We start from the raw sequence: 24887 nt of genomic DNA, 5'->3' as shown, positions 1-24887 counted from the left end.
GCAACGCAATGAAAAACGCCGCCCATCGAGAGATGTGCGGCGTTTTTTTATCCCTGAAAAACACGGGGACCTGTGTTCACATACCTTCGGCCCGGCAGCTCCTACAGTATCGGGTTGAGGTTGAGGGCTTGCTGGACAGCACCGTCGACGCTCAGGCCACTGAGGATCACATCATTGGCCGGCACCTCTGGCAGTTCCGCCAACGCGCTCAGCGCCTCGTGCTTGAGCCGCGCCAGAATCAATCGTTTGCCGTCCAGATGCACCCGCAGGAAAAACTCCTGCAACGCCTCAATGCTGGTGCCATCCAGATCCGGCGTTTCTTCCAGACTGAGAATCACCGTGTGCACCGGTACCTGCGAATGCCGCACCAAGCGCAACGCCGCCCCCAGAATCCGTTCGACGTTGGCAAAGAACAACGCCTCGCCCGGCCGAATGATCAAAATGCCGGGTTCCGTCTGCGCAATGGGATGGCGCTGCATATCGACAAAATCGTGCCCGCCGTCGATCCGCCCCAACACCTGGATGTCCGCCGCCGACATCTGTTTGAGCATCAACAAGACACTGATCGCCACCGCTACCAGCAAGCCGTCCAGCACGCCAAGCACCAACACCGCCGCCACCGCACAAATCACCAGCACCCGATCCCGGCGCCAGACGAAATAACGCCACAGCGGCTGCAAACTCAAACCCCGCCCCAACGCATGCATGACAATAGCGGCGAGGATTGGCTCCGGCGTCAGCGCGATCCATGGCAAAACGGTCAGCACGATGGCCAGCACCACCAGCGCCGCCACCGCGCCAGCCATCCGTGAAGTAGCCCCCGCGGCCTCATTCGCCGAGGTTGCCGAATACCCCGCTCCCGCCGGCATGCCATGGAACAACCCGGACAGCAGATTCGCCGCACCGAGTGCCAGCAAGTCGCGGTTCGAGGTCACACGGTCGCCATGCTTGAGTGCATACGAACTGATCGAGCCGTAGGACTCCGCGTACAGAATCATCACCAGCGCAAACCCCACCTCCCCTAACCGCAGCCAGTCGGCGAACGGCAAGGCCGGTAAATTCGGCACCTCCAGGCTCAGATCGATCACCCCGATCAACTTCACGCCATACGCCGGCAAGTGCAGCCATTGCCCGGCGAGGATGCCGATCACCACCACCAGCAATCCGCCGGGCACTCGCGGGAATCGCGCAAACACGCCGAGCAACACCAGCGCCACGGCAGCGACAGCCGCTGCCGGCCAGTTCCACTGTGGCAATTGCTCCAGCAGTTGTGGGGCGAAGCGCACCAGATTGGCGTCGGTCAGATGCACGCCGACCACACTGGCAACTTGCTTGAGAATGATCGTCAGCGCCAGACCGAAGGCAAATCCGCGCAAGACCGGTTTGGCGATAAACGAGGTGACGCTGCCGAGGCGAAAAATCCCGGCCAGCAGAAACAACGCGCCGGTGACCAGCACCAGCCCGACCGCCAGCGTCGAGCGCAGTTGCGGATCACCATTGGCCAAGGTCGCCGTGGCTGCCGCGAGCACCGCCGCTGACGATGACGTCGCCGACACAATGGCGAAGCGACTGGTGCCGAACAGCCCGTAACACAGCAACCCGGCAAACAAGGCGATGACCCCGGCCTGAGGCGCCAGTGCGGCGATGGTCGAGTACGCCACGGCTTCGGGCAGCAACAGGCCGGCGATCGACAGGCCGGCGAGGACATCCTGCCAGCGATTGGGTTGTTCCACAGGTGGTGGGGCGCTCGACAATCCACTGTCTCCAGACGAAAAAAAGCCGCTACGCATCAGGGATGCGTAGCGGCGTACTGTAGCTTAAAAGCCAAAGATCGCAGCCTGCGGCGGCGCCTGCTGGGAGCTATGCGATCTATTGGTCTTTAAACGGCCAGCTTGTAAACCAGCGCCGAAATCGCCACCAGGCCAACCGCCGCGACGAAAACGTTCGACGCCTGACCACGATAACGCGCCATCGCCGGAATCTTGCGAATCGCGTACATCGGCATCAGGAACAGGATCGCTGCGATGACCGGGCCACCGACGGTTTCGATCATGCCGAGAATGCTTGGGTTCAGGGTCGCGATAATCCAGCACACCACCAGCATCAACGCTGCAACGATGCGATCCAGTGCCTTGGCGCTCGGACGCTTGCCGCTCTTGATGATCAGGCCCTTGAGGCCTTCGCTGGCGCCGATGTAGTGACCGAGGAACGACTTGGAAATCGCCACGAACGCAATCAGCGGAGCGGCAAATTCGATGGTCGGATTATTGAAGTGGTTGGCCAGGTACGACAGGATCGACAGGTTCTGATCTTTCGCTTCAGCCAATTGCGCGGGTGACAGGGTCAGTACGCAACTGAACACGAAGAACATCACCATCAGCACCATCAGTGCATGGGCACGGAACAGGATCTGCGAGCTGCGCTCATCGGCATTCACGCCATAACGACGCTTCTGATCCACTGCAAACGCCGAGATGATCGGCGAGTGGTTGAACGAGAACACCATCACCGGAATCGCCAGCCACAGCGTGTGCAGCAGCGCGGACGGCGCGGGCACCTGCGAAACGGTGGTGAGAATGCCGCCGTTCCAGTGCGGAATCAGGTACACCGCGAGGAACAGCAGCGCGACGATGAATGGATAGACCATCAGGCTCATCGCCTTGACGATTGCCTGCTCGCCGCAACGCACCACCGCCAGCAAACCGAGGATCAGCACGAACGACAGCAGCGCGCGCGGTGGCGGCGTGATGTGCAGTTGATGTTCGAGGAAACTGGCGACCGTGTTAGTCAGGCCGACGCTGTAGATCAGCAGGATCGGGAAGATCGCGAAGAAGTACAGCAAGGTGATCAACGCACCGGCCTTGATGCCGAAATGCTGCTCGACCACTTCAGTGATGTCGGCGCCTTCGCGACCGGACAGCACAAAGCGGGTCAGGCCACGGTGCGCGTAGAACGTCATCGGGAACGCCAGCAGCGTCAGGATCACCAGCGGCCAGAAGCCACCGAGCCCGGCATTGATTGGCAGAAATAGGGTGCCGGCGCCGATGGCCGTCCCAAACAGTCCCAACATCCAGGTGGTGTCCTGGCGATTCCAGCTCGAAAGTTCAGCGGGTGCTGCTGCATCAAAGCGCTCTTCGACGCTATTGGCCTGATCATTCATCCGGTCGGATCTCCGCATTCCGGTCACTTGCCACTCGGTCAGGACGCGTCGGAAAAAACCGACAGACATGCTCCGGCCGAAACAGGGGCGCGATTCTCCGTGATAAATGTTCAGAAGCAAAGACTTAGCTGAGGAATGGTTATGCGGTGCAGATCAACGGGGTGTCGTTTTCGGGAAAATAGCTGTCGGCTACGGATACGTACAATGTCGTTTTCCGACAGCCTCCAGCGTCGAACCTGAGCGGAATAACCGGATCAGATCGATCGAGCCAATATGAATCCCAATGACATGCAAAAGATGCCGAAAGCCAGCATCCCCCAGATGGGGTACATATCGCCTTTGCCCTGGATACGCATTTTTTCGACCCATTCATCGTGCTCGCGATCTGATTGTTCCATCATGGCCTTGCGGTCAAATGTGTTCATGCTGATTCCTCTCTCTGGGTCATCGATTTGATGGTTGTCGAACACCTGCTCAGAACTCGAAAAAAACACCCGCGACTGCAGTGACTGCGGTCACCACCCCACCTAATACGGCGAGTGGATATAAACTCTTCTCCCTTTCCAGCTTTTTTGTCTCCGCCACAAGCTTTTGTCGTTCTGCCACAAGCTTGCGCGTTTCGTTCATCAGCCTTTCGAGTTCCAGGTGTTCTCGGTTGATCTGAAGCATTCGCCTTCCTTGGCTGGTGGCAGCCACCGCCCGAGCTGCCTTGTGCCTTGATGATTTCGCATTCATCGCCCGCCGGATAGCAGATGGATCTTTCGAGTTCGTAGGCAAAATCCGGCATCCCTGTAGGAGCTGCGGCACGCTGCGATCTTTTGATCTTCAGGGTCAGGATCAAAAGATCGCTTTAAGGTCAGGATCAAAAGATCGCAGCCTCGTTGCACTCGACAGCTCCTACAGGGGTTCAGGGTTCAGGATTGGGTAACGAGGGGCACCCGCAATACCTGGGCATCCAGCGCAGCGACCAACTGGTGATCATCCAGATCACCCTCAACGAAGGCCGCACCCTGGAGCAGAAAAAAGCCCTGTACCAGACCATCGCCCATAACCTGAACACGCAACTGGGCATCCGCCTGGAAGACGTGTTCATCAATCTGGTCGAAGTGAAAAAAGAGAACTGGTCGTTCGGCAACGGCATCGCCCAATACGCCGGTTGACAGCCCGTCGATGCCACCCGCATGATCGGCCGATGGACCTTCGCGCGCTGCACCTCACCCGTACCACCACGACCGCCAATGGCGGGTCGTGGTGTTTCTGTGTGAGTTAACTCCAGCGCAGCAACCCCAAGGCCCCGCCAGCAATGGACGGGGCCTTGTTGTTTCTCCCGTCCGTGCGGCATCCGCAGCACTCAAGGAGAACCACCATGCCCGCAGCACTGTTGATCATCGATATGCAGGTCGGCCTGTTCCATGGCCAGGAAAAGCCCTACCGAGGCGAACAGGTTCTGGCCAACATCCAGCGTCTGGTCGCTCAGGCCCGCGTGAATCAAGTGCCAATCTTCGCCGTGCGCCACACCGGCCCGGACGGCTCACCGATTGCCGCTGGCAGTCCATTCTGGCAATTGTTGCCCGCGCTTGAACTGGACGCTGAAATCGACACCCTCTTCGACAAATCCCGCCCCAATGCTTTCCATGGCACTGACCTAGCGCAGCAACTCAAAGCCGCACAGATCGAAGACCTCTATGTGGTCGGCATGAAAAGCCAGTTCTGCATCGACAGCACCTGTCGCAGCGCTGCCGATCTGGGCTTCAGACCACTGCTGGTCAGCGACGCCCACACTTGCATGGACACCGCTACGCTATCGGCCGAAGTGATCATCAACCATCACAACGCGACCCTCGGTGCCGCTTTCGCACGGTTAATCGACAGCGCTGCAGTGAGGTTCTAAGCAAGCGTCCCGAAATAGACGCAACTTCACTTGCTGCGGTTGCGTCAACCAGAGATTTGTTACGGCATCTCTTGTCCTACAGCATCGTGTAATTAGTTAATGGCGCCAGCAACGTTAACCACAGAAAACGCCAACAAATAAATGAATCAACCAACAACCCTGCAGAACAATCCTACAAGTTACACAGCCAAAAACACTTACAACAAAACATTACTTAAAATCGAATACCAGCCATTTGTTACAAGCGACTACCCAGCCATTGAACATTATTCCATGGCAGGTCAATATTTTTATCGCCCCGAATTCGAAAACTGATAATTAAAGTGTGATCAAGAGGACACAACATGCAAAAGAACATGATGACCGGACTGTTGTTGGCCGCACTGCTTGCGCCGGTCGCCAACGCCCACGCCGATGTCCGCGAGCTGGCTTCTTCGCCGCGATGGCTGACCACCAAGGTCTATATCGACGGCGCCCCTGAAACCGACGTCAAAGCCAGGTACCCCGGCGTAGTTGGCATATCGACGTGGGATCCCGAGCGTAATCGATACGAGTTCTTTTACACCGATACAGGCGAATCAAAGTACAACAACGGCGGTGGTGGTTACTTCTTTGTCACCGGCGATCAGCAGCAGCACATTCTTGTACCGGATATCGGCCCGACCAAAACATGGGTCAGGCGCTTGGAAACATTGAACAACCGTGAATTCACTTATTCTCGGGAAGTCCCCCGCGACATGGTCGACAACAATCCTCTCGTTCGCATTCATGTCGTTCACGCGCCCTATACCGGAACGATAGAAACCAAGTCCGCCATTAAGCAATAAACAGGAGTTCAATATGCAAAAGTCACTAAAAAACCTGCTGATGTCGACGTTACTGATGTCTTCCGTCTATTGCGCCGGGGTCAGCGCGCAAGCCGCTACCCAACCCGCAAACAATGTCGTCACCACTGCCGACAACGCAATGATGCTGACTGTGTTTCTGAAACATGATCAAACCCGACCGTTAAGTGAACTCAAGGCTCAGCTCGCGAAACAGGGTTTCCATAAAAAGTTTCCCCCGGCCGGGGTCGAAGTGGTGAGCTGGAACATCATGATGGGTATAGGCCAAGTCGTTACCGTGCGCTTTCCTGTCACGCGTCTGGCGGAAGTGAACCTCGCCCTGGAAAACACCGCGTGGGGCAGTTATCGCACCGAGTTCTATCCGACCTACGATTTCAAGCCGATTGCCTTGGCTGAACAAGCCAAAGCCCAAGCGGCCCAATGATGTCGACAGCACACCGGATCACCGGTGTGCTGCCTACCCTTGCTTCTTGCCCGAAGCCGTCCAGAATCAAAGCACCACTGCGCGAATGACAACGATTGCCAAGTCGGCGCGGATTCAGCAATCTGAAACGACTTTCGCGACCAACTCGCCGACGATCACAGGAGCCGCGCAATGCCCGCAACCGTTCTGGTACTGGTTGAAACCATCAACGATTATTTGCCGATTCTCGAACATCAGGGCTTTCACCTGATCCTCGCGCCAACGCCGGCCGAACGTGCACAAGCCATCGCCAGCCACGGCAGTCGCATCGATGCGGTATTGACCCGTGGCCCGTTGGGCCTGACCGCTGACGAAATCGCTGCCCTGCCCGCGCTGAAAATCATCACCGTGATCGGTGCCGGCTACGAACACGTCGACCTGCAGGCGGCCAGTGATCGCGGGATTACCGTGACCAACGGCGCCGGGGTCAACGCTTCGTCGGTGGCCGACCATGCAATGGCCATGCTGCTGGCGTTGGTGCGTGATATTCCGCGTTGCGATGCTGCCGTGCGTCGGGGCGAATGGCCGAAAATCATGCGCCCGTCGCTGGCCGGAAAACGCTTGGGGATTCTTGGCTTGGGTGCTGTAGGCATGGCCATCGCCAAGCGGGCAGCCCTCGGTTTCGACATGCAGATCAGCTATCACAACCGTCAACTGCGCAACGATGTGCCCTACGCGTTCTGCTCGACGCCGACCGAGCTGGCCCGCGCTTCGGACTTTCTGATCGTCGCCACGCCCGGCGGGATCGGCACGCAGTCGCTGGTAACGCGTCCGGTGCTCGACGCGCTCGGCCCGAACGGGTTTATCGTCAACATTGCCCGCGCCAGTGTGATCGCCACGGCGGATCTGATCACCGCCCTTGAACAACGCCGCATTGCCGGCGCCGCACTCGATGTATTCGACCACGAACCGCAAGTGCCGGATGCCCTGAAAGCGCTCGGCAATGTGCTGCTCACCCCGCACGTCGCCGGCCTTTCACCGGAAGCCACGCAAGGTACGGTGGAGCTGGTCTGGAAAAACCTGACCGCGTTCTTCTCCGGGCAACCGGTACTGACGCCCATCGCCCTGCCGCCGAAAATCAGCAACCAGCGGGTGCACTAAAGCACCCCGAGCAGCGTCCACAAGCGGCGCGATTCAGCGTCGGCGGAGATCAACTCTCCGAGCAGTTCGCTCAGCGGTTTATTGCCCCATTCGACGCCGCGGCGGATCAGATACGGCACCGGGCTGTGGGGTTCGGTGCGGGCCAGGTATTCGGCGATCGACAACAATTGCCGATAGGCCTCTTCACGGTTGGCCGGCTCGCGAAACACCGCTGCGGCTGGTGCTTGTTGTTCAGGCTGCGTCACCAGCACAGGCGTTTCGATCACGGGCGGGGGCGGCGCCGGTTGTTGTGGGTGCATGGCGATAAACTCCTGAACCAGTGTCAGCAGCGCTTGAATGGTTTCCTGCAACGGACGCAATCCCGGTGCCTGATCGCCCAGGAAGGCATCGCTCCAGCGGTCCAGCCGTTGCAGGTGTTGCAGGCTCAACAACAGATTGCCCTGCGTGCGTAACCAGAATGCCAAGGGCGTCGCGCGAATCTGCTCGTTGATTTTCTTCTGTTCACTGCGCGCGGTTTCTGCCGAGGTCTTGGCATTTTTACTGTCGTTGGCCTGCACTTGCTGAATCTGCAAACGGCGCCAGACTTCCAGGGTGCAAGCCTCGAAATCGCTGTTGCGCGCACCGAACAGCGGCACTCGCGTGAGCAATATTTCACTGTAGCGACGCACCAGCCATTCCAGCGGAATCACCCGCCACGACTGATCGCCATCCTCGGCCTGCGGGTGCAAATGCTCGGGAAAGCGCTCGCACAATCCGGCGATCAGCGCCAGGCTGCCGGGCAGTCCGTCCAGCGCTTGCAGGTGCAGCCAGGCTTCGCCGAGCCAGGCGCTGAGCATCAAGTCCTTGCTGCGTTCGAGCAACAGCGTGGTGGTGAGTTTCTCGACCTCGGGCCAGCTTGCCCGCTTCAACGTCGACTGCCAGACCCCGGTCGGCAGACTGGCGTCGTCCTCGCGGCGCAGGTCGCGCAATTGGTCGAACTCGCGCTCGTAACGCAAATCGACGCCACAGGGCGCGTCCGCGCTGATTGGCGCGAGCAACTGATCTATCAGGTCCGGCAATGTGGTCGATGGCAGGCTCACAAGCCCTCCTTCTGCGATTCAATGGCGGCGGTGCTACTGCTCAACTGAAACGGCGAGCGCGGTGCGCGGGTCGGCAACGGCGCAATCGACAGCGGCAGTTTCGAGCCTTGGCTCATCAGCGATAGGCGCACAAACATCCGCGTGAACTCACTGGTAACGCTGTCGCTGGATGCGGTCACCGGCAGGCGCAAGGCCAGTGGAAACTCGGTGTAATCCATGCTCGGCTGACGCTGCACGGAAAAGTGCGCACGCATCATCCGCAGCAATGACCAAGGGCCGCCGTACTCCCAACCGGCCTCCAGATCACGTACGACCAGATTCGGTTGCAGCGGATCGTTGACCGGGCGCTCCTTGCCATTGCGCGCCCAACGCAGAGTCAGGCGAATCGGCTGACCAACCATCCAGCGCAGATTGGCCTGCTCGCCGGGCACCGGATAATTGATCTGCTGGTTACCGGCCAGCAGGCCCCCGGCGATCACTTGATCGGCGCCCTTCTCGTCATCGCGGTCAGTGCGCCAACGCACGTCGAGTTCGACGCCGAGAATGCCGCTCTTGTCGCGCACGAACAGCGGCGCCAGCCAGGTACTGGCCTGTTTCAGCCGATTGAGAAAGTCTGCTGCGGCGACACGCTCCGGGGTCTGATTGGTGGCCAGTCCCGCCTGCGCCACCGGCAAGCGTTTGTCGATCAGCTCCAGTAAATACTGGACCCGCGCCGGGTCGGCATCTTGCGCCTGCACACCGTTGGCAAAGGGAAACCGATCCGCGAGGTATTGATTGAAGTAGTTAGCCAGCTCATTCCACGCTGCCGCCGCTTGCTGCACCTGGAGCATCTGGCAGCGTTGCATGGCCGTCTGTTGCAGCTCCAGTGCGCGCATCGCCAGGGTTCCACGGCCGCCAGACAGATTGGCGGTCTGCAGCATCTGCAAGCAGGTATCGGTGTCCATCTCGACGAAATCGCGGCTGACCAGTTGCTCGATCTGCGCCGGTGAACTGGCCGGATTGGCCTCCTTGTACTTGAGCAATTCGTCGTTGAGCGCACTGAACTGCGTCACGCGTTCGTAATCGAGCGCGGACAGATTGGCCTGCTGCGTCATCAACCACTGCAACGATGTCGCCCGTCGCTCGGTGATGCCGAGCATGGTGTTGAACTGCTGCTTGAGGCTCAGTTTCAGGTCCTGCACATCGTTGGTGCCGAACAATTGCAAGCCGAGGTTTTTCGAGCCGTCCCACTGGCTGATTTCAGTACGCCCGCCGAACAACGGTTGCGCGGTAATTTCATCCAGGCCATTGATGATCTGCGCCATGGCACGGCGGTTGAGCGCGGTTTGCAGGCGCGTCGCCAGGTCCGTGCGATGAACTTCGACAAAAGCCTTTTGCAGGTCCATGGCTTGTTCGGCGCGGACATTGAACACGGCGTAAGGATGCGCTTGGTCGTTGAGATCCTTGAGGCTCAACCACATGGCCTGGGCGGCGGCGCTCTCGGCGGTTTTCATCAACGCACTGCGATAATCCGGCGGAATGCGCGGCAGCTCTTCGGCGACGTAACTGTTGTAATCGGCGAAGTATTTCAGCGACTCATTGAGGTCATCGCCGTCCACTGTCTGCCCTTGCATATTGACGTTGTCCTGGCTGGCCCGCAGGGCCACCGAGACAAAATCACGTTTGAACAACGCCTGAATCGCGTTGTGCAGCTTCACTACCTGCTCTTGCAACGCCAGTTGCCCGCTGGCCTGTTGCACCAGCAAATTGTCGCGCGAGCCGACCTGGGCGATCCATTGATCGCGAAAGCTCTGCTGCAACTGCGCCGCCTGGGTGTCGAGGTCTTGTCCGACCTGCTGCCCCAACAACGAGCTCTTGCGCACCTTGTCGATAAAGTCGCGATAGCCCGGCACCAGTTCCTGCCCCTTGCCGCGACTCCAGGTGGAATTGGTCAGGGCAATCGCCGCTTGCAGATCGTCGATCAGCGCGCTGAGGTCTTCCAGCTCGCGCAGGCTATTGCCGCTGCCGGCTTGCAGTTGATCCAGGTGCAGTTTCAGGTAACCGGCGCGACTGACAAAATTGTCGGCGAGAAAGTACTGATCGAGCCAGCGCTGCATCAGTCCGGAGAAATTGCTGACGATCTGCGGGCGGTCGACGCTCAGGTCGAGAGCCTGCAAATTGTCGCCGTCGCTGTTACCGGCTACCAGCAATCGGTTGTAGAACGGCGCGTAGGGCAAGATCGCGCTGTTGAGGTTCAGCGACAGCGCGCTGTTGCTCAACTGCACCAGATCATCCAGCGGCGCGCGCTGATCGGTTTGCACCTGATTGAACAATTGGTTCTGTTGTTCCAGCCGCAACGCGCGATCGACCAGATCGGTAGCTTTTTGATAATTCTGCCACTGCGCCGGGTCTTCGCTCTCGATGCTGCTGCGCCGGTCGGTGCTGCGGATCGCTTTGATTTTCGCCAGATCGGAGATCAGCAATTGATGCAGAGGCAAGAGAATATGCCGTTGCGTCGACTGAAAGACCTCTTGCTCAAGTTGCGTATCGAGCGAAGAAAACCATGAGGTCGGAAACGCCAGCGAGACATAGTTCCAGTGCGGAGCCTTTTCCAGCACCCGCCAAAAAGACTGGACGTTGCGCCGGGTCGGTTCGATGCGATGCGCGTCATCGGTGACCGCGACATAGCTTTTCTGCGCGTTTTGCATCAGCCGCGCCAGCTCGTGCGCGTCCCTGACCGAGACATGCCAGGCCCAGACCATCGCCACCGCCCAGACCACCCCGATCACCAAGGCCACGCCGGCAGTCAGCCGTTGCCAGCGCTGGCGCAGACGCAACAGGCGCGGCACGCTTTGCGCCAATCCGCGCTCACCGACCAGTCGCTGCCGCCACAACTGCCGCGCAAACGCACTGCGCTGCAGGCCGCTGTCGTCGGCGGAAAAACCGTCCTGCGCATCTTCGCCGGCAATGTTGGCAGTGAAATACACGCCGCGAAAACACGGCGCTTCGCCCTGTGCGTTGCCCTGAAAAACCGGTTCGAGAACATTCTGCAAACCACGCCGCAATGTCTCCAGACGATCCGGCAAGGCGTATAGATCCGCACTCAATTGCCCGGACAACGTGCCGATCTCGATCACCGCTTCCGCCACCGCCCGATGCAGGCGATCCAGCGCCTGATCACTCCATTGCCCTTGCCAGACGGCGTCACGCGGGTACGGTGACGACCAGCCCAAAGTGCGTTCGCGCGCCTCTTCCGGCAGCGCGGCGATCAACTCCTGAAACCCCGGCAAATCTTCCAGGCCGGTGACAATCACATACACCGGCACACTCAGGCCGAAGCGTTGCAGCAGATCAATGAAGCGGCGGCGCGCGGCCAAACCAAGGCTGGTGGCCTGTTCGAGATTGCTCAGGCGACTGGCCGGCACCGTCCAGATCACTGCGTCCAGCGGCCGTTTGCTGCGCAGGCGCAGGATCAAGCCGAGCAGTCGCCACCAGCCGCCGCGTTGCAGGTGCATGCCGTCATCCGGCAGGAACAGCGCTTGCGGCACCACCAGCACCGCGCCTTCGGGGTCCGACCACCAGCGGCCGAACCAGGCGGGTTTGTCGGTCGGCTGCAAGCGCCATTCGCTGACCAGTTGCGTGCCCTGATTTTCATCGCCAAGCATCAGCAGCCACGGCATCTCATAACGATCCTGACTGCCCTGCTCCTGCTCCATATGGCGCACCGACGCATAAAAACTGCGGATCGCCGCGCCGCTCTGGGTGCGCAACCACCACACCGCCACGGCGATGATCACCAGCAGCAGTAACAGCGCAACCACCCACGCGACAATCGCCAGCGGGCTCATGTGCCTTGCTCCGGTGCGGCGACCACATCGCTGGTTTGCAATACCGGTTGCAACTCCTGAGCGATATCGCGCCACAACCAATGACCGAGACCCGTCAGCAACAGCAGCATCGCCAGAATCCCCAAGGCCAGGCGAAAGCCGTCCGGCAGCGCCGTGCGCACCGGCAACTGCAATGGCGTCGCGAGCGAAGGCTGCATCAGCCGCCGGCTGACATCGTCATACGTGGCTTCGTCCTGCCAGGCAAAGTTGAACAGCGCCAGCCGCCACTTCGCCAATTGCGCGAGGCTGTGCTCACCGCGCAGGCGTCCATGGAAACCCAGAATCAAGCATTGCAAATAGACGTTGGCCAGGTCGCGTGTGAGCGGTTGCTGATCATCGAGCAGACTTTGAATTGCCGCCGGCACCTGCTCGCCGGCCTGACGACTGGAATAAAGCCGCGACTCCAGCGGTTTGTCCTGCCATGCCGCCTGCCCCGGCCAGGGTTCGAACAACAGGGTTTCATCAATCAAGGCGACGAAGGCGTAAACCAGCGCCTTGACCTGCTCGGTCGCCGAATCGCCAACCCGCGAATACGCCGTGCGCCACAACCGTTGCGAAGCCTGCGTCGACAACTCGACCACGGTCTCGACCAGCGCTGTTTCGTCCTCGCTGTCCTTGGGCAAATGCACCCAGTCGTGTTGCCATTGCTGCCATGCCTCGCGGAACGCGCTGCTCAACGGTGCGTCCTGCAACCCCAGGCTTGCGGCACTTCCTTGCGACATACGGCGTTCCTTGTGTGATCAGGCACTTTCACTGTTCTGGGCAATAAACAGCACCACTTGCCACGGACTGCTGGTCAAATTCGCCGCCGGGGCAGCGATCATCAGCGGCAGTTGCGCATCGAACCAGGCACCTTCGGCAGTGATCACAAACAGCCGCGTGTCGTCGCCGACGCTGTAGGCCACCTGCTCGCTTCGGCTCATGGCCTGATGGCTCAAACCGCTCATGCGCTGACGGCTGAGCAGCGCGATGTGCGGCGCCGAGGCGATGATCGCGCCGCGCAGCCAGTCGTTCGCCGCCTGCTCGCTGGCACCGTTGGGCATGCGCAAACCGATGACCAGACGCTGGCTCGGTTGCTCGTCCGGCAACTGAATCGAGAAGCTCTGTTCACCGCGTTCGAAGGCCAGGCTGCGGTAGCCGGCGCGGATCAGTTCAAGGGTTGTTTCCAGCCATTGCAGCACGGCGTCGTAACCACGCTGCAATTCGAGAAAATCCAGCGCTGCAAACGCCGGCACGCCGGCCAGCGGATCGAGCGCCGACCATGCGCCGGCCAGGCCGAGCAAGTGCACGTAGAGGATCTGCGGCTGCGCGATGCGGCTGTTCAGCAGGCCTTCGATTTCCGGCAGACGCAGCCACAACGCGGTCAACTGACGACGGATTTCCAGCGCATCGTCCTGATTGCCGGCCTGCTGCGCCTGACGCAAACGACCACCAAGAAACAGGCACTTCTCCCGCGCCCGCGCGCACAGTCCGGCGATGCGCCGACCGAGGGGCGATTCCGGCAGCAGCAGCGGTGTTGGCGGCGTGTAGGACAACGGCAGAAAACCGCCGCCCTCCTTGCGGATTTTCAGCAGCGGCAAGCAGATCGAATCGGCTTTGTTCAGTTGCGTGCATAACCGTGGATTGGGACGCCAGACGGTGATCGACTCCGGGAATTCGCCGCTGGTGAGATCCGGCAGTGCCTCGCCGACCACCGACTGCAAGCGGCCCTTGAGCGGCAGCAACTGACCGGCACGCCACATCGGGCTGATCGCCAGGTACACGGTGACCGTCGCATCATCGCTGACATCGATCGCCGCACCGACATCCAGCTCCAGGGTCGGGCCAATGCCGGCCTGCAGGTCCACCGGCAAACCGTCGGGCATTGTCCCTTGCAGCGACAACACCCGCACCACCCCGGAGCTCAACGCCGAAGGATCGATCTCCATGTGGCTGACGCCCCAGAACCACGGGTTGCATGCCAGCGCCAGATGCGCACCGAGCGCTTCGGCACGCAGCCCTTGCAACTGAAAATGCTGTGGCAGCAATTGCATGCCTTCGTGCCAGCAAACCGCGTCAGGTAGCAGACTCATACGACTCCCTTCGACCAAGCCGCGATCCGGCGGCAGCGGTGGCATTTCAGTGCTCGTCGGCGTTGACCAGACTCATCTCGCGGCTGTCGAACTTCAACCACGCTTCGCTCTGATCATCGAGCCGCAAGCGGTGCGCTCCGGGAGTGTTATAGCTGGCGAAGACCAAAAGTCCAGCGGCCTTCTTGCCCCCCAAAGGGAACGGCTGCCGGTCGATGAATTGTCCCGGTACCAGCTCCAGTCCCCACACGCTCATCAGTTGACGATAGTCGCGCTGATACTGCTCGCGCCCGGCAAACCACTGGCTGGCACTGATCGCCGACAATTGCTTGAGCAGATCGGGGTCGGCGACCGCAATGAAATCCACGGCGATCGGCGTGTCGTCGTTGGCCTTGGGCGCGACATCGAGGGTCAGGCTGTCGAGGTCGACCTTCGGCCCGAAAAAGGAACAGCCCGCCAGCAGCGCAAACAGAAACGCTACAAAAAATCGTCCGTACAAAATGAATTTTCCTTTTCCCGAGCCTGTCCAAAAATGTTTTCGCTTGCATTTTTATAGACCTGTTCTAGCGTCTTGGGTAGTTCGGCAGGCACTGCCGAATGAGGAAGGTTTGTCAAAGGAACGACAGGTCATCTGCTCCCCTTTCTAACCTACGGTCCAGTAAGGGAAAGCGATGAACGGGCCTCCCCGATGCATTGCGCCCGCCCATCGCATCGGAGTCCGCCGACATGGCAGAAAGTACTCAGCACAAGCTCGACCGGGTGCGCCCGCCCCGAGTGCAAATCACCTACGACGTCGAAATCGGCAACGCCATCGAGAAAAAGGAACTGCCGCTGGTGGTCGGGATTCTCGCCGACCTCTCCGGCAAGCCGCTTGAACCATTGGCAAAACTGACTGAACGGCGTTTTACCGAAATCGACCGCGACAACTTCAACGAAGTACTCGCCTCTATCAGCCCGCGCGCCACGCTGCAAGTCAACAACACCCTCAGCGGCGACGACAGCAAGCTCAATATCGAACTCAATTTCAAACACATCGACGACTTCGACCCGGTCAAGGTGGTGGAGCAAGTCACCCCGCTGCGCCGTTTGTTCGAGGCCCGCCAGCGTCTGCGCGATCTGCTGACCAAGCTCGACGGCAACGATGATCTGGACAAGCTGTTGCGCGATGTCATCGCCAACACCGAAGGCTTGCAAGAGATCAAATCGGCCCGCCCAGACACCGCTACCCCGGCAGCTGATGCCGAGACGCCGGCCGAACCGCAAGCCTGATCATCCACCTGATTCGAGGGAGAATTCGTCATGCCCGCTTCTGCTCAGAAACAAGCCAGCGACAGTACGACCGAGACACTGTCCCTGCTCGACCAGATCATTCTCGACGGCCGCATGGCCCACGATGACAGTCAGCAGGATTACGCCCGCGACATGCTCGCGGAATTCGCCACGCAGGTGCTTGACGAAGGCATGGCCATCGACAAGGACACGGTGGCGATGATCAACGACCGCATCAGCCAGATCGACGAGCTGATCAGCGCCCAGCTCAACGAAGTGCTGCACCATCCCGACCTGCAGAAACTCGAAGCCTCGTGGCGGGGCCTGCACATGCTGGTGCAGAACACCGAAACCAGCACCCGGCTGAAACTGCGTCTGCTCAACGTCACACAGAAAGAGCTGCAGAACGACCTGGAAAAAGCCGTCGAATTCGACCAGAGCGCACTGTTCAAGAAGATCTATGAGGAGGAATACGGCACCTTCGGTGGTCATCCTTTCAGCTTGCTGGTCGGTGACTACACCTTCGGCCGCCACCCGCAGGACATCGGTCTGCTGGAAAAACTCTCGAACGTTGCCGCTGCCGCGCACGCACCGTTCATTGCCGCCGCCAGCCCACGCCTGTTCGACATGAACAGCTTCACCGAACTGGCAGTGCCGCGTGATTTGTCGAAAGTCTTCGAGAGCCAGGAGCTGATCAAGTGGCGCTCGTTCCGCGAAAGCGAAGACTCGCGCTACGTCTCGCTGGTGCTGCCGCACTTCCTCCTGCGCCTGCCGTATGGCCCGGACACATCGCCGGTGGAGGGCATCAATTACGTCGAAGACGTCAACGGCACCGATCACAGTAAATACCTGTGGGGCAACGCCGCATGGGCGCTGTCGCAACGCATCACCGAAGCGTTTGCCAAGTACGGTTGGTGCGCGGCGATTCGCGGTGCCGAAGGCGGTGGTGCGGTAGAAGGTTTGCCGGCGCATACCTTCCGTACCAGTTCCGGCGATCTGTCGTTGAAGTGCCCGACCGAAGTGGCGATCACCGACCGCCGCGAGAAGGAGCTCAACGACCTCGGTTTCATCGCCCTGTGCCACAAGAAGAACAGCGACGTCGCGGTGTTCTTCGGCGGCCAGACCACCAACAAATCCAAGGTCTACAACACCAACGAGGCCAACGCCAACGCGCGCATATCGGCGATGTTGCCGTACGTGCTCGCGGCATCGCGGTTCGCGCATTACCTGAAGGTGATCATGCGCGACAAGGTCGGCAGCTTCATGACCCGCGACAACGTGCAGACCTACCTCAACAACTGGATCGCCGATTACGTGCTGATCAACGACAACGCGCCGCAGGAAATCAAGGCGCAGTACCCGTTGCGCGAGGCGCGCGTGGACGTCACCGAAGTGGCCGGCAAGCCGGGCGCCTATCGCGCGACGGTGTTTCTGCGGCCGCACTTCCAGCTTGAGGAACTGACGGCGTCGATCCGCCTGGTGGCGACGTTGCCGCCACCGGTTGCCGCTTAAAGCTCAAGAAAAAACCTAGTGGCGAGGGGGCTTGCCCCCGTTGGGCTGCGCAGCAGCCCCAAAAAACAAGGGCCGCTGCGCGCCCCAACGGGGGCAAGCCCCCTCGCCACAGGTCAGTGATCAGCCAAATTCGAATTTCTTCAGGAGTTTCAAGCGATGGATGCAATCATTCTCGACCTCGGCGGCGATATCAAAGGCGACAGCCTGCTCGAAGGTTTTGCGGACAAGATCGAAGTCATGTCCTACAGCCACAACGTCGCCATGCAAGTCACCAACGACGTCAGCAACTCGGAGCGCACCTCCGGCAAACCGCACGTCGGCGAGTTCACCCTGACCAAATTCGTCGACAGCTCGACGCCGTCCCTCAACGAATACTGCTGCGCCGGCAAACCGATTCCCGAAGCCATCATCACCATCGGCCGCAACGCCGCCGAGGGCAGCGGGCAATTGATGCCGTTTATCGTCTACACCCTGACCAACGTGGTGATTTCCAACGTCAGCGTCAGCGGCGGTACCGGCGGCAAACCGGTGGAAACCCTGTCGCTGAACTTCACCAAGATCAAATGGGAACTCACCGCGCAGAAGGACGATGGCACCAAGGAAGGCACCGCCGCGTCGACCTGGGACATGGCCGCCAACAAGCTTGTCAGTTAACCCGGCGTCGCGGCCATGGCAGGCACCGGCATCCTCCCACCGTTGTTCGAACGCCTCGCTTCCAGCGAGGCGGACGGTGCGCGGGAGTTCGATCGGCAGGATCTGCTCGACTCGGTGCACGCCGAGCTCGGGCGCCTGTTCAATACCCGCCGTGGCCCGCGCACGCTGACCCAGCCTCCCAGCGTGATCGACTACGGCATCGCCGACTGGAGCGCTCTGCAACAGCAGCGCAGCGATGACCGGCGGCGACTGGCGCGGGACATCCGCGAGGCCATCAACCACTTCGAACCGCGCCTGCGTCTGGGCGAAGTTCAGGTCAATCCCGTGCCCGAGCAACCGCAGCAGATGAGCATTCGCCTGATCGGCGAGTTGCGCAGCGGCCAGCAGCACTGGCCGGTAGCGTTTGTCATCGAGCCCGGCGGACAAGGACTGGAGGTGCGCCATGAGCGACTCGATTGACCCGCAACTGCTCGACTATTACCAACGCGAACTGACCTGGCTACGACACGCCGGCGGCCAGTTCGCTGAGCGTTATCCGAAAGTCGCGCGGCGCCTGGAACTGTCGCCCGGCGAATGCCCCGACCCGCATGTCGAGCGTTTGCTCGAAGGTTTTGCGCTGCTCGCCGCACGCCTGCAACGGCGTCTGGATGACGACTACGCCGAGTTCAGCGATGCCCTGCTCGAACAACTCTATCCGCTGGCGATGCGCCCCCTGCCGTCCTGCGCCATCGTCCAGTTCGAGCCGGACCCGAGCAAAGGCAACCTCGACGAAGGCTATCCCCTGCCCCGCGACACGCCGCTGTTCGTCACCACTCACAAGGGTGAAAGCCTGCACTTTCGCACCTCTGCCGCCGTGTGCCTGTGGCCGGTTGCAGTGACCGAAGCGCTGTTGCTCGGCAGCGATGAAGCGCAGGCGTTGACCGGCGTGGCGCAATCACGTTCGGCATTGCGCCTGAGCCTGAGCTGCCTGGGTGAAAGCCAGTGGTCCGAGCTGGGCATTCAACAACTGCGCATTCATCTGGCCGCCTCGCCGGTGATCAATGCCTGCCTGTACGACTTGCTCGGTGCGCATGCCGTGCAGGTGCTCGCGGGATCACCCGGCAGCGTGCCGGCGACGGTACAGGGTTTACCGAAAGTCGTCGGTTTCAGCGATGACGAAGTGCTGTTGCCGGATGAAGATGGCGTGCACCCGGGCATGCGTCTGTTGGCCGAGTACTTTGCCTTCCCGGACAAATTCCATTTCTTCGACCTGCCGCTGAGCGGCGTCAGCAGCGACAGCCAGACCTTGTATCTGTACATCGTCTTCGACCGTGCACCCACCAGTCGCGTGCATTTGCAGGCCAGTGATATCGCCCTCGGCTGCGCGCCGGTGATCAACCTGTTCCCGCGCACGTCGGAACCACTGCGCCCCGACGGCACGCGTAGCGAATACCGCCTGATCGCCGACAGCCACCGCGAAAACAGTGTCGAGATCCACAGCATTCGCAGCGTGCGCGCCAGTTCCAGCGCCGGCGTGCAACGGCTACCGGCGTATTACGGCAGCCAGCACAGCGGCGGCGATCAGCAGCGTTACTGGCATGCGCGGCGCGTCAGCGGGATGACCCCGAACCGCCTCGGCAGCGATATCTTGCTCAGCGTGGTCGACACCCGCTTCGACCCACTGACCGATCTGCCCGATTACAGCCTCACCGCCGAATTGCTCTGCACCAATCGTCATCTGGCGCAGAGTTTGCCCGCCGGCACCCCGCTGGGTTTCGAGCGTCCCGGGCCGGTGGCCTGGGCACGCCTGCGCAATCCGCCGAGCGCGCAGAGCCTGCCGCGACTGGACGGTGATTCGCGCTGGCGGCTGGTGTCGCAACTGACCCTCAATCACTTGTCGCTGGTCGAAGGCCCGCAGGCGCTGGATGCGCTGAAGGAGATTCTGCACCTGCACAACCTGCGCGATGAGGCCAGCGCAATCCGCCAGATCGAAGGCCTGCTGAGCCTCAGTTGCGAGCGGGTGATCGGCCATGTCGGCGCCGATGCCTGGCGTGGTTGGCGTAATGGTCTGGAGGTGCAACTGCAGCTCGATCCACAGCATTTTGTCGGCAGTAGCGCGGTGTTGTTTTCCGCCGTGCTGGCGCAGTTCTTCTCGGTGTACGCCACGGCCAATCGCTTTGTGCGCACGGTGCTCATGCAGGCTGACAAGGAGGTCAAGGCATGGCAACCCCAAGCCGGCATGCCGCTGTCGCTCTGACCCTGAGCCAGCGTCTGCGCCGCGATCCGCAGGCGTTTGAATTGTTGCAGGCGTTGCTGTTGCTGGAGCGCGAACAACCGCAAGCCGAATCCCTCGGCAGCGGCACAGCGCCCCAAGCGGAAGCGCTGAAACTGCGCGGGCCGTTGACGCCGATGTTTGCCGCCAGCCAGATCGAAGATCTGCGCGAAGAACCCGGTGAGCCGTTGACCATCGACACACCGGTCTTCGGTCTTGGCGGGCCGGACGGCCCCCTGCCCTATGCCTACCAGGAATGGCTGCAACAGCGGGCGCGGGCCAAGGATCATGCGCCGGCGGCGTTTCTGGATCTGTTCCAGCATCGCCTGCTCAGCCTGCTCTACAAGGTGATGCGCAAACACCGGATCGCCCTGGGTTTTGTCACCCCCGGTGCTTCGCCCGTGCAGGCACAACTGCGCGCACTGACCGGGTTGCTACCGAAATCCTTGCAGGAACGCCAAGCCGTTCCCGATTGTGCAGTGCTGGCCTGTACCGCGCTGTTTGCCGATGGCCGACGTTCGCTGGCCGGGTTTGCGGCGATCGTTCGCGAGCAATTCGCCGTGCCGGTTGAGCTGAGTGCCTACGAAGGTGCGTGGCGCGAAATCCCGCTGGCCAGTCGCAGTTTGATCAAGGCTGGCGGACGCAATCTGCAGCTCGGTCGCACCGCCGTGGCGGGGACTCGGGTCTGGGATGAACACGCCGGCATCCGCTTGACGCTGGGGCCGCTGCCCGCGACGCAAGCCGGGCGTTTTTTGCCGGACGGCGAAGCGCATCCGGCCCTGGCCAGCCTCGCCGCGTTGTATTTCGGCCCGGACCTCGACGTCAGGCTGGTGTTGCTGGTGCGTGGCGCCGGTCCAATGAAGCTTGGACGTCAGGCGCCAGCGCTACTCAGCTGGAACGGCGGTTTGCAACGCCAGGCCAGCCTCGCGGTGCAAACCATTGAAACCCGTCTTCGTCAGCTGGAGATCACCTGAAATGGAACTGGCCAGCCTGATCGGACGCCTCAACCCGGACAATCGCCGGGCGCTCGAACGTGCGGCGCAACGGTGTTTGCAACGCGGGCATCACTTTGTCGAGATTGAGCATTTACTGCTGGAACTGCTCGACATCGAGGGCGGCGACCTGGCTTTTCTGTTGCCGCGTTTTGGTCTGGAACGTGATGCGCTGACGGCGGAAATCAACAAGGCACTGGACCTGTTCAAGGCTGGCAGTACCCGCACGCCAGCCTTGTCGGGGCACACGCTCGGGTTGCTGGAAGACGCGGTGGTGCAGGCCAGCGTGCTGGGCATCGACAGTATTCGTTCCGGGTTGCTGTTGCTGGCCTTGATTGATCGCGATGAACGCCGCAGCCTGCTGCTCAACAGTGCGTCGTCGTTGCTGCGTATCCCCAAGGAAGCCCTGCGCGCCAACCTGTTGGAGTGGACGGAAAACTCGCGCGAACATGTCGGTGCGCGAAACGCATCCGCCGGTCATCCTGCGCCACGGCAAGACTCGGTGTTCGATCAATACACTCAGGATCTGACCGCCGACGCCCACGCCGGACGCATCGATCCGATTGTCGGGCGCGACGGCGAGATCCGTCAGTGCATCGACATTCTGTTGAGGCGCCGGCAGAACAACCCGATTCTGGTCGGCGCTCCCGGGGTCGGTAAAACCGCCGTGGTCGAAGGCCTGGCCTTGCGCATCGCCGCCGGCGATGTGCCGCCGTCATTGCAAGACGTCAGCCTGCGCGTGCTCGACCTCGGTTTGTTGCAGGCCGGCGCCGGGGTCAAAGGCGAATTCGAGCAACGTTTGAAAGGCGTGATCGACGCGGTACGCAACGCCGACAAACCGATCATCCTGTTCATCGACGAAGCCCACACGCTGATCGGCGCGGGCGGTGCCGAGGGCGGCAGCGATGCCGCCAACCTGCTGAAACCGGCGCTGGCCCGAGGTGAGTTGCGCACCCTCGCTGCCACGACCTGGATGGAATATAAAAAATACTTCGAGAAAGACCCGGCCCTCGCCCGGCGTTTTCAACTGGTGCAGGTTGAAGAGCCGGACGAAATCACCGCCGTGGAAATGCTCCGTGGCGTCGCCGCCAAACTCGAGCAGCACCACGGCGTGCAGGTACTCGATGCAGCGATTCACGAAGCGGTAAAACTCTCGCACCGCTACATCTCCGGCCGCCAGTTACCGGACAAAGCCATCAGCGTCCTCGACACTGCCTGCGCCCGCGTCGCCCTCGGCCAGCACGACGTGCCGCCGCCACTGGAAAGCCTGCGCCACCGGCAGAACAGCCTGAAAGACGAAGTCGAACGCCTGCGCCGCGAACAGGCCACAGGCCTCGATCACCGTGAGCGCATCACCCTGCTGGAAGATGAATCGAAAACCAATGTGCAAGCGATTCGTGAACTGGAAACCCGCTGGGGCGAGGAACGTGTGGCCGTGCGCGAACTGCTCGTGACCCGCCGCGAATTGCTCGATTTGAGTGAGCGCGCCGACAGCGACAAACCCGATGAGGCCACCGACAGCCGCATCGATCATCTGGCCGCCGAATTGCTGCGGCTTGAGGCTGGACTGGATGCGATCCGCCAGGACGATCCGCTGGTGCCGGAACAGGTTGACGCGAAAACCGTCGCCGCCGTTATCGCCGGCTGGACCGGCATTCCCGTCGGCAAGATGCTCGCCGACGAAGCCCACGCCGTGCGCACTCTTGGCACGCGGATGAGCCAGCGCGTCATGGGCCAGAGCACCGCGCTCAACACCATCGCGCAGCGCTTGCAAGCCTACCGCGCCGGCCTCACCGACCCGCAAAAACCGGTCGGGGTGTTCCTGCTGGTCGGCCCCACCGGCGTCGGCAAAACCGAAACCGCCTATGCGCTGGCCGACGCCTTGTATGGCGGCGAGCGCAACCTGATCAGCATCAATCTTTCCGAGTACCAGGAAGCCCACACCGTCAGCCAGCTCAAAGGTGCGCCGCCCGGTTATGTCGGCTACGGCAGCGGCGGCGTGCTGACCGAAGCGGTACGGCGCAAGCCCTATTCGGTGGTGTTACTGGACGAAATCGAGAAGGCCCACCCGGATGTTCTCGAAGCCTTCTACAACGTCTTCGATAAAGGCTTGATGGAGGACGGTACCGGGTTGGTGGTGGATTTCAAGAACACCGTAATGCTCGCCACCAGCAATGTCGGCGCTGAGTTGTTGCTCGACACCCCGGTCGCGCAACTCGGCAGCGATGCCTTTAACGAAGCGCTGCACAAAGTCCTCCTGCAAGCCTTCCGCCCGGCGTTTCTGGCGCGCATGACCGTGGTCGCGTATCGGCCACTGGACGAGGCGACGCTGGAAGGCATCGTGTTGGCCAAGCTGGAGAAATTGCGTGGCCGCTACAAGGCGGCGACCGGCAAACAGTTCGAATTTGATTCAGGGATTGTTAAAGCGGTGCTCGCCAAGTGCAGCGCAGCGGGCGCGCGGGATGTCGAGAATGTGTTGATGACGCAGGTGACGGGGAAGTTGGCGGAGTGGGTGTTGGAATAACCCCCTTTTGCCTACTGGGCGAGAACGCCAACCTTTGTCAAAGAACCGGAGTGAGCCAATGCCTTATAACCCTTTTCAAATTGACGACCTGGACAGCAAAACCCCAAAGGACAGGTTGGCGGAAGATAAAAACTGCGTGGCCATGTCATTTTCCAAAGTGCTGGGAATCAATGCACACGCCGCTATCAATTTCTTTTTACAGAAGGGCTGGATCGAATCAGCCAGAAAACTCGAGAACGACACGATTGTTGAATCGATTGCGGGCCACCTACGCATGAAGAAGATATACAGCGACAAGCCATGGGGAGAGCTCAAGACATTGATGGCAAAAGATCTGGATGGTCGATACCTGGCGGTCAACACCGGTATCAATGGGTTCAATGAAAGTCCGAGTTCTGTCGGCCATGCATTCTGCATCATCAAGAACGGTGGATTGGGCGTCGCAGGAAATAACGCGGAAAACCCCAATTCGCCCTACCACAGTCGAATTGGCCAAACGCACAAGATTACTGTCTGGGGCCCGGTACGGTGGTGTCCTTATTTCGGAATCCCGGAACCTGCAAAAAAATAGTTCTGAGTTCAGCGGCCCGCCTTCGCACGGACAAGCCGAGACGGATCAATTCAAGGGAGGCGACATGAAGAAGGTACTTAATGTAGCGGCTGGCTTGCTGCCGATGGCTGCGGATGATTTCTCCGTAGAGTGCGAAGTTCTGAATTATGACCCACTGACCTCAGTAAAAAATGTGCTGGACGGGGTGATGCTGGGGATATTTGCCGGGATGGTGAGTGCACCTGAGCCTCTCTTCAACTACAGCCATTCTGCGAATTTCTATTCGACCCTCACGCCCAAAAGCCTGGATCTGATAATCGGTGTGTCGCCGCATGGTTTTTCGTTAATCGACGCAGACACCGACCGCTGTTTAAAAGTAGGCGGAATCGTCCTGATCACGGGTAACAAAAAAAACAAATACATCCTGGCAAAAAACTCTTTTTCCAGTACGGCCCTGGAAAACAACTATTCCCCAACAGCGGCGCCTGACAACTGGATCCTGGAAATGGGCCAGAAAATACTCCTCCACTACCCTTCGCATACCTCTGCCCTTGAACGAGACACCAAGCTCGAAACTTTGATTTTTTACAAAAAGAACAAAGACAGCGCGGCGGCCGCCGTCGCAGAGGAAGAGCAAAAAGGACCATAGAAAAAATCTGTT

At 60.4% G+C, this 24887-nt stretch carries 22 protein-coding genes and 1 pseudogene; 14 read left to right on the top strand and 9 right to left on the bottom strand.

Annotated elements, in window-relative coordinates:
• Positions 1–101: 101 nt before the first annotated feature.
• The 4 genes from ACIPZE_RS04800 to ACIPZE_RS04785 all read right to left on the bottom strand — a co-directional run bounded on the left by ACIPZE_RS04800 (position 102) and on the right by ACIPZE_RS04785 (position 3829).
• Complete coding sequence (locus ACIPZE_RS04800) at positions 102–1754, bottom strand: SulP family inorganic anion transporter (RefSeq protein WP_400771694.1); 1653 nt, start codon at positions 1752–1754, stop codon at positions 102–104.
• A 125-nt stretch (positions 1755–1879) separates the two neighbouring features.
• On the bottom strand, positions 1880–3160 hold the full coding sequence (locus tag ACIPZE_RS04795; RefSeq protein ID WP_129394367.1) for a serine/threonine transporter: 1281 nt from the start codon (positions 3158–3160) through the stop codon (positions 1880–1882).
• Positions 3161–3414: 254 nt separating this feature from the next.
• Complete coding sequence (locus ACIPZE_RS04790; RefSeq protein WP_164979437.1) at positions 3415–3585, bottom strand: hypothetical protein; 171 nt, start codon at positions 3583–3585, stop codon at positions 3415–3417.
• A gap of 49 nt (positions 3586–3634) precedes the next feature.
• Entirely contained in the window at positions 3635–3829 is a 195-nt protein-coding gene (locus tag ACIPZE_RS04785; protein WP_400771693.1) for a hypothetical protein, read from the bottom strand.
• A gap of 269 nt (positions 3830–4098) precedes the next feature.
• Here ACIPZE_RS04785 and ACIPZE_RS04780 point away from each other — a divergent pair.
• The 5 genes and pseudogenes from ACIPZE_RS04780 to ACIPZE_RS04760 all read left to right on the top strand — a co-directional run.
• A pseudogene (locus tag ACIPZE_RS04780) lies at positions 4099–4320 on the top strand (tautomerase family protein); the annotation flags it as partial.
• 206 nt (positions 4321–4526) lie between these two features.
• Entirely contained in the window at positions 4527–5051 is a 525-nt protein-coding gene (locus ACIPZE_RS04775; protein ID WP_400771692.1) for a cysteine hydrolase family protein, read from the top strand.
• 344 nt (positions 5052–5395) lie between these two features.
• On the top strand, positions 5396–5878 hold the full coding sequence (locus tag ACIPZE_RS04770) for a DUF4822 domain-containing protein (protein ID WP_283436115.1): 483 nt from the start codon (positions 5396–5398) through the stop codon (positions 5876–5878).
• A gap of 13 nt (positions 5879–5891) precedes the next feature.
• Positions 5892–6320, top strand: a complete 429-nt coding sequence (locus tag ACIPZE_RS04765) for a hypothetical protein (protein WP_400771690.1) — start codon at positions 5892–5894, stop codon at positions 6318–6320.
• Positions 6321–6491: 171 nt separating this feature from the next.
• On the top strand, positions 6492–7460 hold the full coding sequence (locus tag ACIPZE_RS04760; RefSeq protein WP_400771688.1) for a 2-hydroxyacid dehydrogenase: 969 nt from the start codon (positions 6492–6494) through the stop codon (positions 7458–7460).
• Here the strand turns inward: ACIPZE_RS04760 and tssA are convergent.
• Genes tssA through ACIPZE_RS04735 form a run of 5 tightly spaced genes read right to left on the bottom strand, consistent with a single transcriptional unit; the run spans position 7457 to position 14973 of the window.
• The gene (gene tssA / locus ACIPZE_RS04755; protein WP_400771686.1) at positions 7457–8539 is read right to left on the bottom strand and encodes a type VI secretion system protein TssA; all 1083 of its coding nucleotides are present in this window, start codon (positions 8537–8539) and stop codon (positions 7457–7459) included. The genes ACIPZE_RS04760 and tssA overlap by 4 nt on opposite strands.
• The gene (locus ACIPZE_RS04750) at positions 8536–12366 is read right to left on the bottom strand and encodes a type VI secretion system protein (protein ID WP_400771684.1); all 3831 of its coding nucleotides are present in this window, start codon (positions 12364–12366) and stop codon (positions 8536–8538) included. Before ACIPZE_RS04750 ends, tssA begins: the two co-directional genes overlap by 4 nt.
• The gene (locus ACIPZE_RS04745) at positions 12363–13127 is read right to left on the bottom strand and encodes a DotU/TssL family secretion system protein (RefSeq protein WP_400771682.1); all 765 of its coding nucleotides are present in this window, start codon (positions 13125–13127) and stop codon (positions 12363–12365) included. Before ACIPZE_RS04745 ends, ACIPZE_RS04750 begins: the two co-directional genes overlap by 4 nt.
• Before the next feature lie 18 nt (positions 13128–13145).
• Positions 13146–14477: a type VI secretion system baseplate subunit TssK gene (gene tssK / locus ACIPZE_RS04740; protein ID WP_400771680.1), complete on the bottom strand. Its 1332-nt coding sequence runs from the start codon at positions 14475–14477 to the stop codon at positions 13146–13148.
• 46 nt (positions 14478–14523) lie between these two features.
• Positions 14524–14973: a type VI secretion protein gene (locus ACIPZE_RS04735; protein WP_129394378.1), complete on the bottom strand. Its 450-nt coding sequence runs from the start codon at positions 14971–14973 to the stop codon at positions 14524–14526.
• A 227-nt stretch (positions 14974–15200) separates the two neighbouring features.
• On the opposite strand from ACIPZE_RS04735, the gene tssB reads away from it, so the two are divergent.
• From tssB to ACIPZE_RS04690, 9 genes are all read left to right on the top strand, one after another.
• Complete coding sequence (gene tssB, locus ACIPZE_RS04730) at positions 15201–15743, top strand: type VI secretion system contractile sheath small subunit (protein WP_400771679.1); 543 nt, start codon at positions 15201–15203, stop codon at positions 15741–15743.
• Between the two features lie 30 nt (positions 15744–15773).
• Positions 15774–17255, top strand: coding sequence for a type VI secretion system contractile sheath large subunit (gene tssC, locus ACIPZE_RS04725; protein ID WP_129394379.1), 1482 nt, complete (start codon positions 15774–15776; stop codon positions 17253–17255).
• A 156-nt stretch (positions 17256–17411) separates the two neighbouring features.
• On the top strand, positions 17412–17909 hold the full coding sequence (locus ACIPZE_RS04720; protein ID WP_129394380.1) for an Hcp family type VI secretion system effector: 498 nt from the start codon (positions 17412–17414) through the stop codon (positions 17907–17909).
• Between the two features lie 15 nt (positions 17910–17924).
• The gene (gene tssE, locus ACIPZE_RS04715) at positions 17925–18368 is read left to right on the top strand and encodes a type VI secretion system baseplate subunit TssE (protein WP_129394381.1); all 444 of its coding nucleotides are present in this window, start codon (positions 17925–17927) and stop codon (positions 18366–18368) included.
• A complete protein-coding gene (tssF, locus tag ACIPZE_RS04710) occupies positions 18352–20145 on the top strand; it encodes a type VI secretion system baseplate subunit TssF (RefSeq protein WP_283436109.1) in 1794 nt (597 codons plus the stop codon). Before tssE ends, tssF begins: the two co-directional genes overlap by 17 nt.
• The gene (gene tssG / locus ACIPZE_RS04705; RefSeq protein ID WP_400771676.1) at positions 20109–21134 is read left to right on the top strand and encodes a type VI secretion system baseplate subunit TssG; all 1026 of its coding nucleotides are present in this window, start codon (positions 20109–20111) and stop codon (positions 21132–21134) included. The genes tssF and tssG overlap by 37 nt, the downstream gene beginning before the upstream one ends.
• Position 21135: 1 nt before the next feature.
• On the top strand, positions 21136–23676 hold the full coding sequence (tssH, locus tag ACIPZE_RS04700) for a type VI secretion system ATPase TssH (protein WP_283436107.1): 2541 nt from the start codon (positions 21136–21138) through the stop codon (positions 23674–23676).
• A gap of 58 nt (positions 23677–23734) precedes the next feature.
• Positions 23735–24247 carry a hypothetical protein gene (locus ACIPZE_RS04695; RefSeq protein ID WP_283436106.1) on the top strand — a complete coding sequence of 171 codons (513 nt, stop codon included), beginning with the start codon at positions 23735–23737 and terminating at the stop codon, positions 24245–24247.
• Between the two features lie 64 nt (positions 24248–24311).
• A complete protein-coding gene (locus tag ACIPZE_RS04690) occupies positions 24312–24875 on the top strand; it encodes a hypothetical protein (protein ID WP_283436105.1) in 564 nt (187 codons plus the stop codon).
• Positions 24876–24887 lie beyond the last annotated feature (12 nt).

Source organism: Pseudomonas sp. NPDC089741 (genome assembly GCF_044748825.1).
GTDB lineage: Bacteria > Pseudomonadota > Gammaproteobacteria > Pseudomonadales > Pseudomonadaceae > Aquipseudomonas > Aquipseudomonas helmanticensis.
The sequence above is the reverse complement of the archived record's forward strand: the minus strand, read 5'-3'. Positions and strand labels throughout refer to the sequence as shown.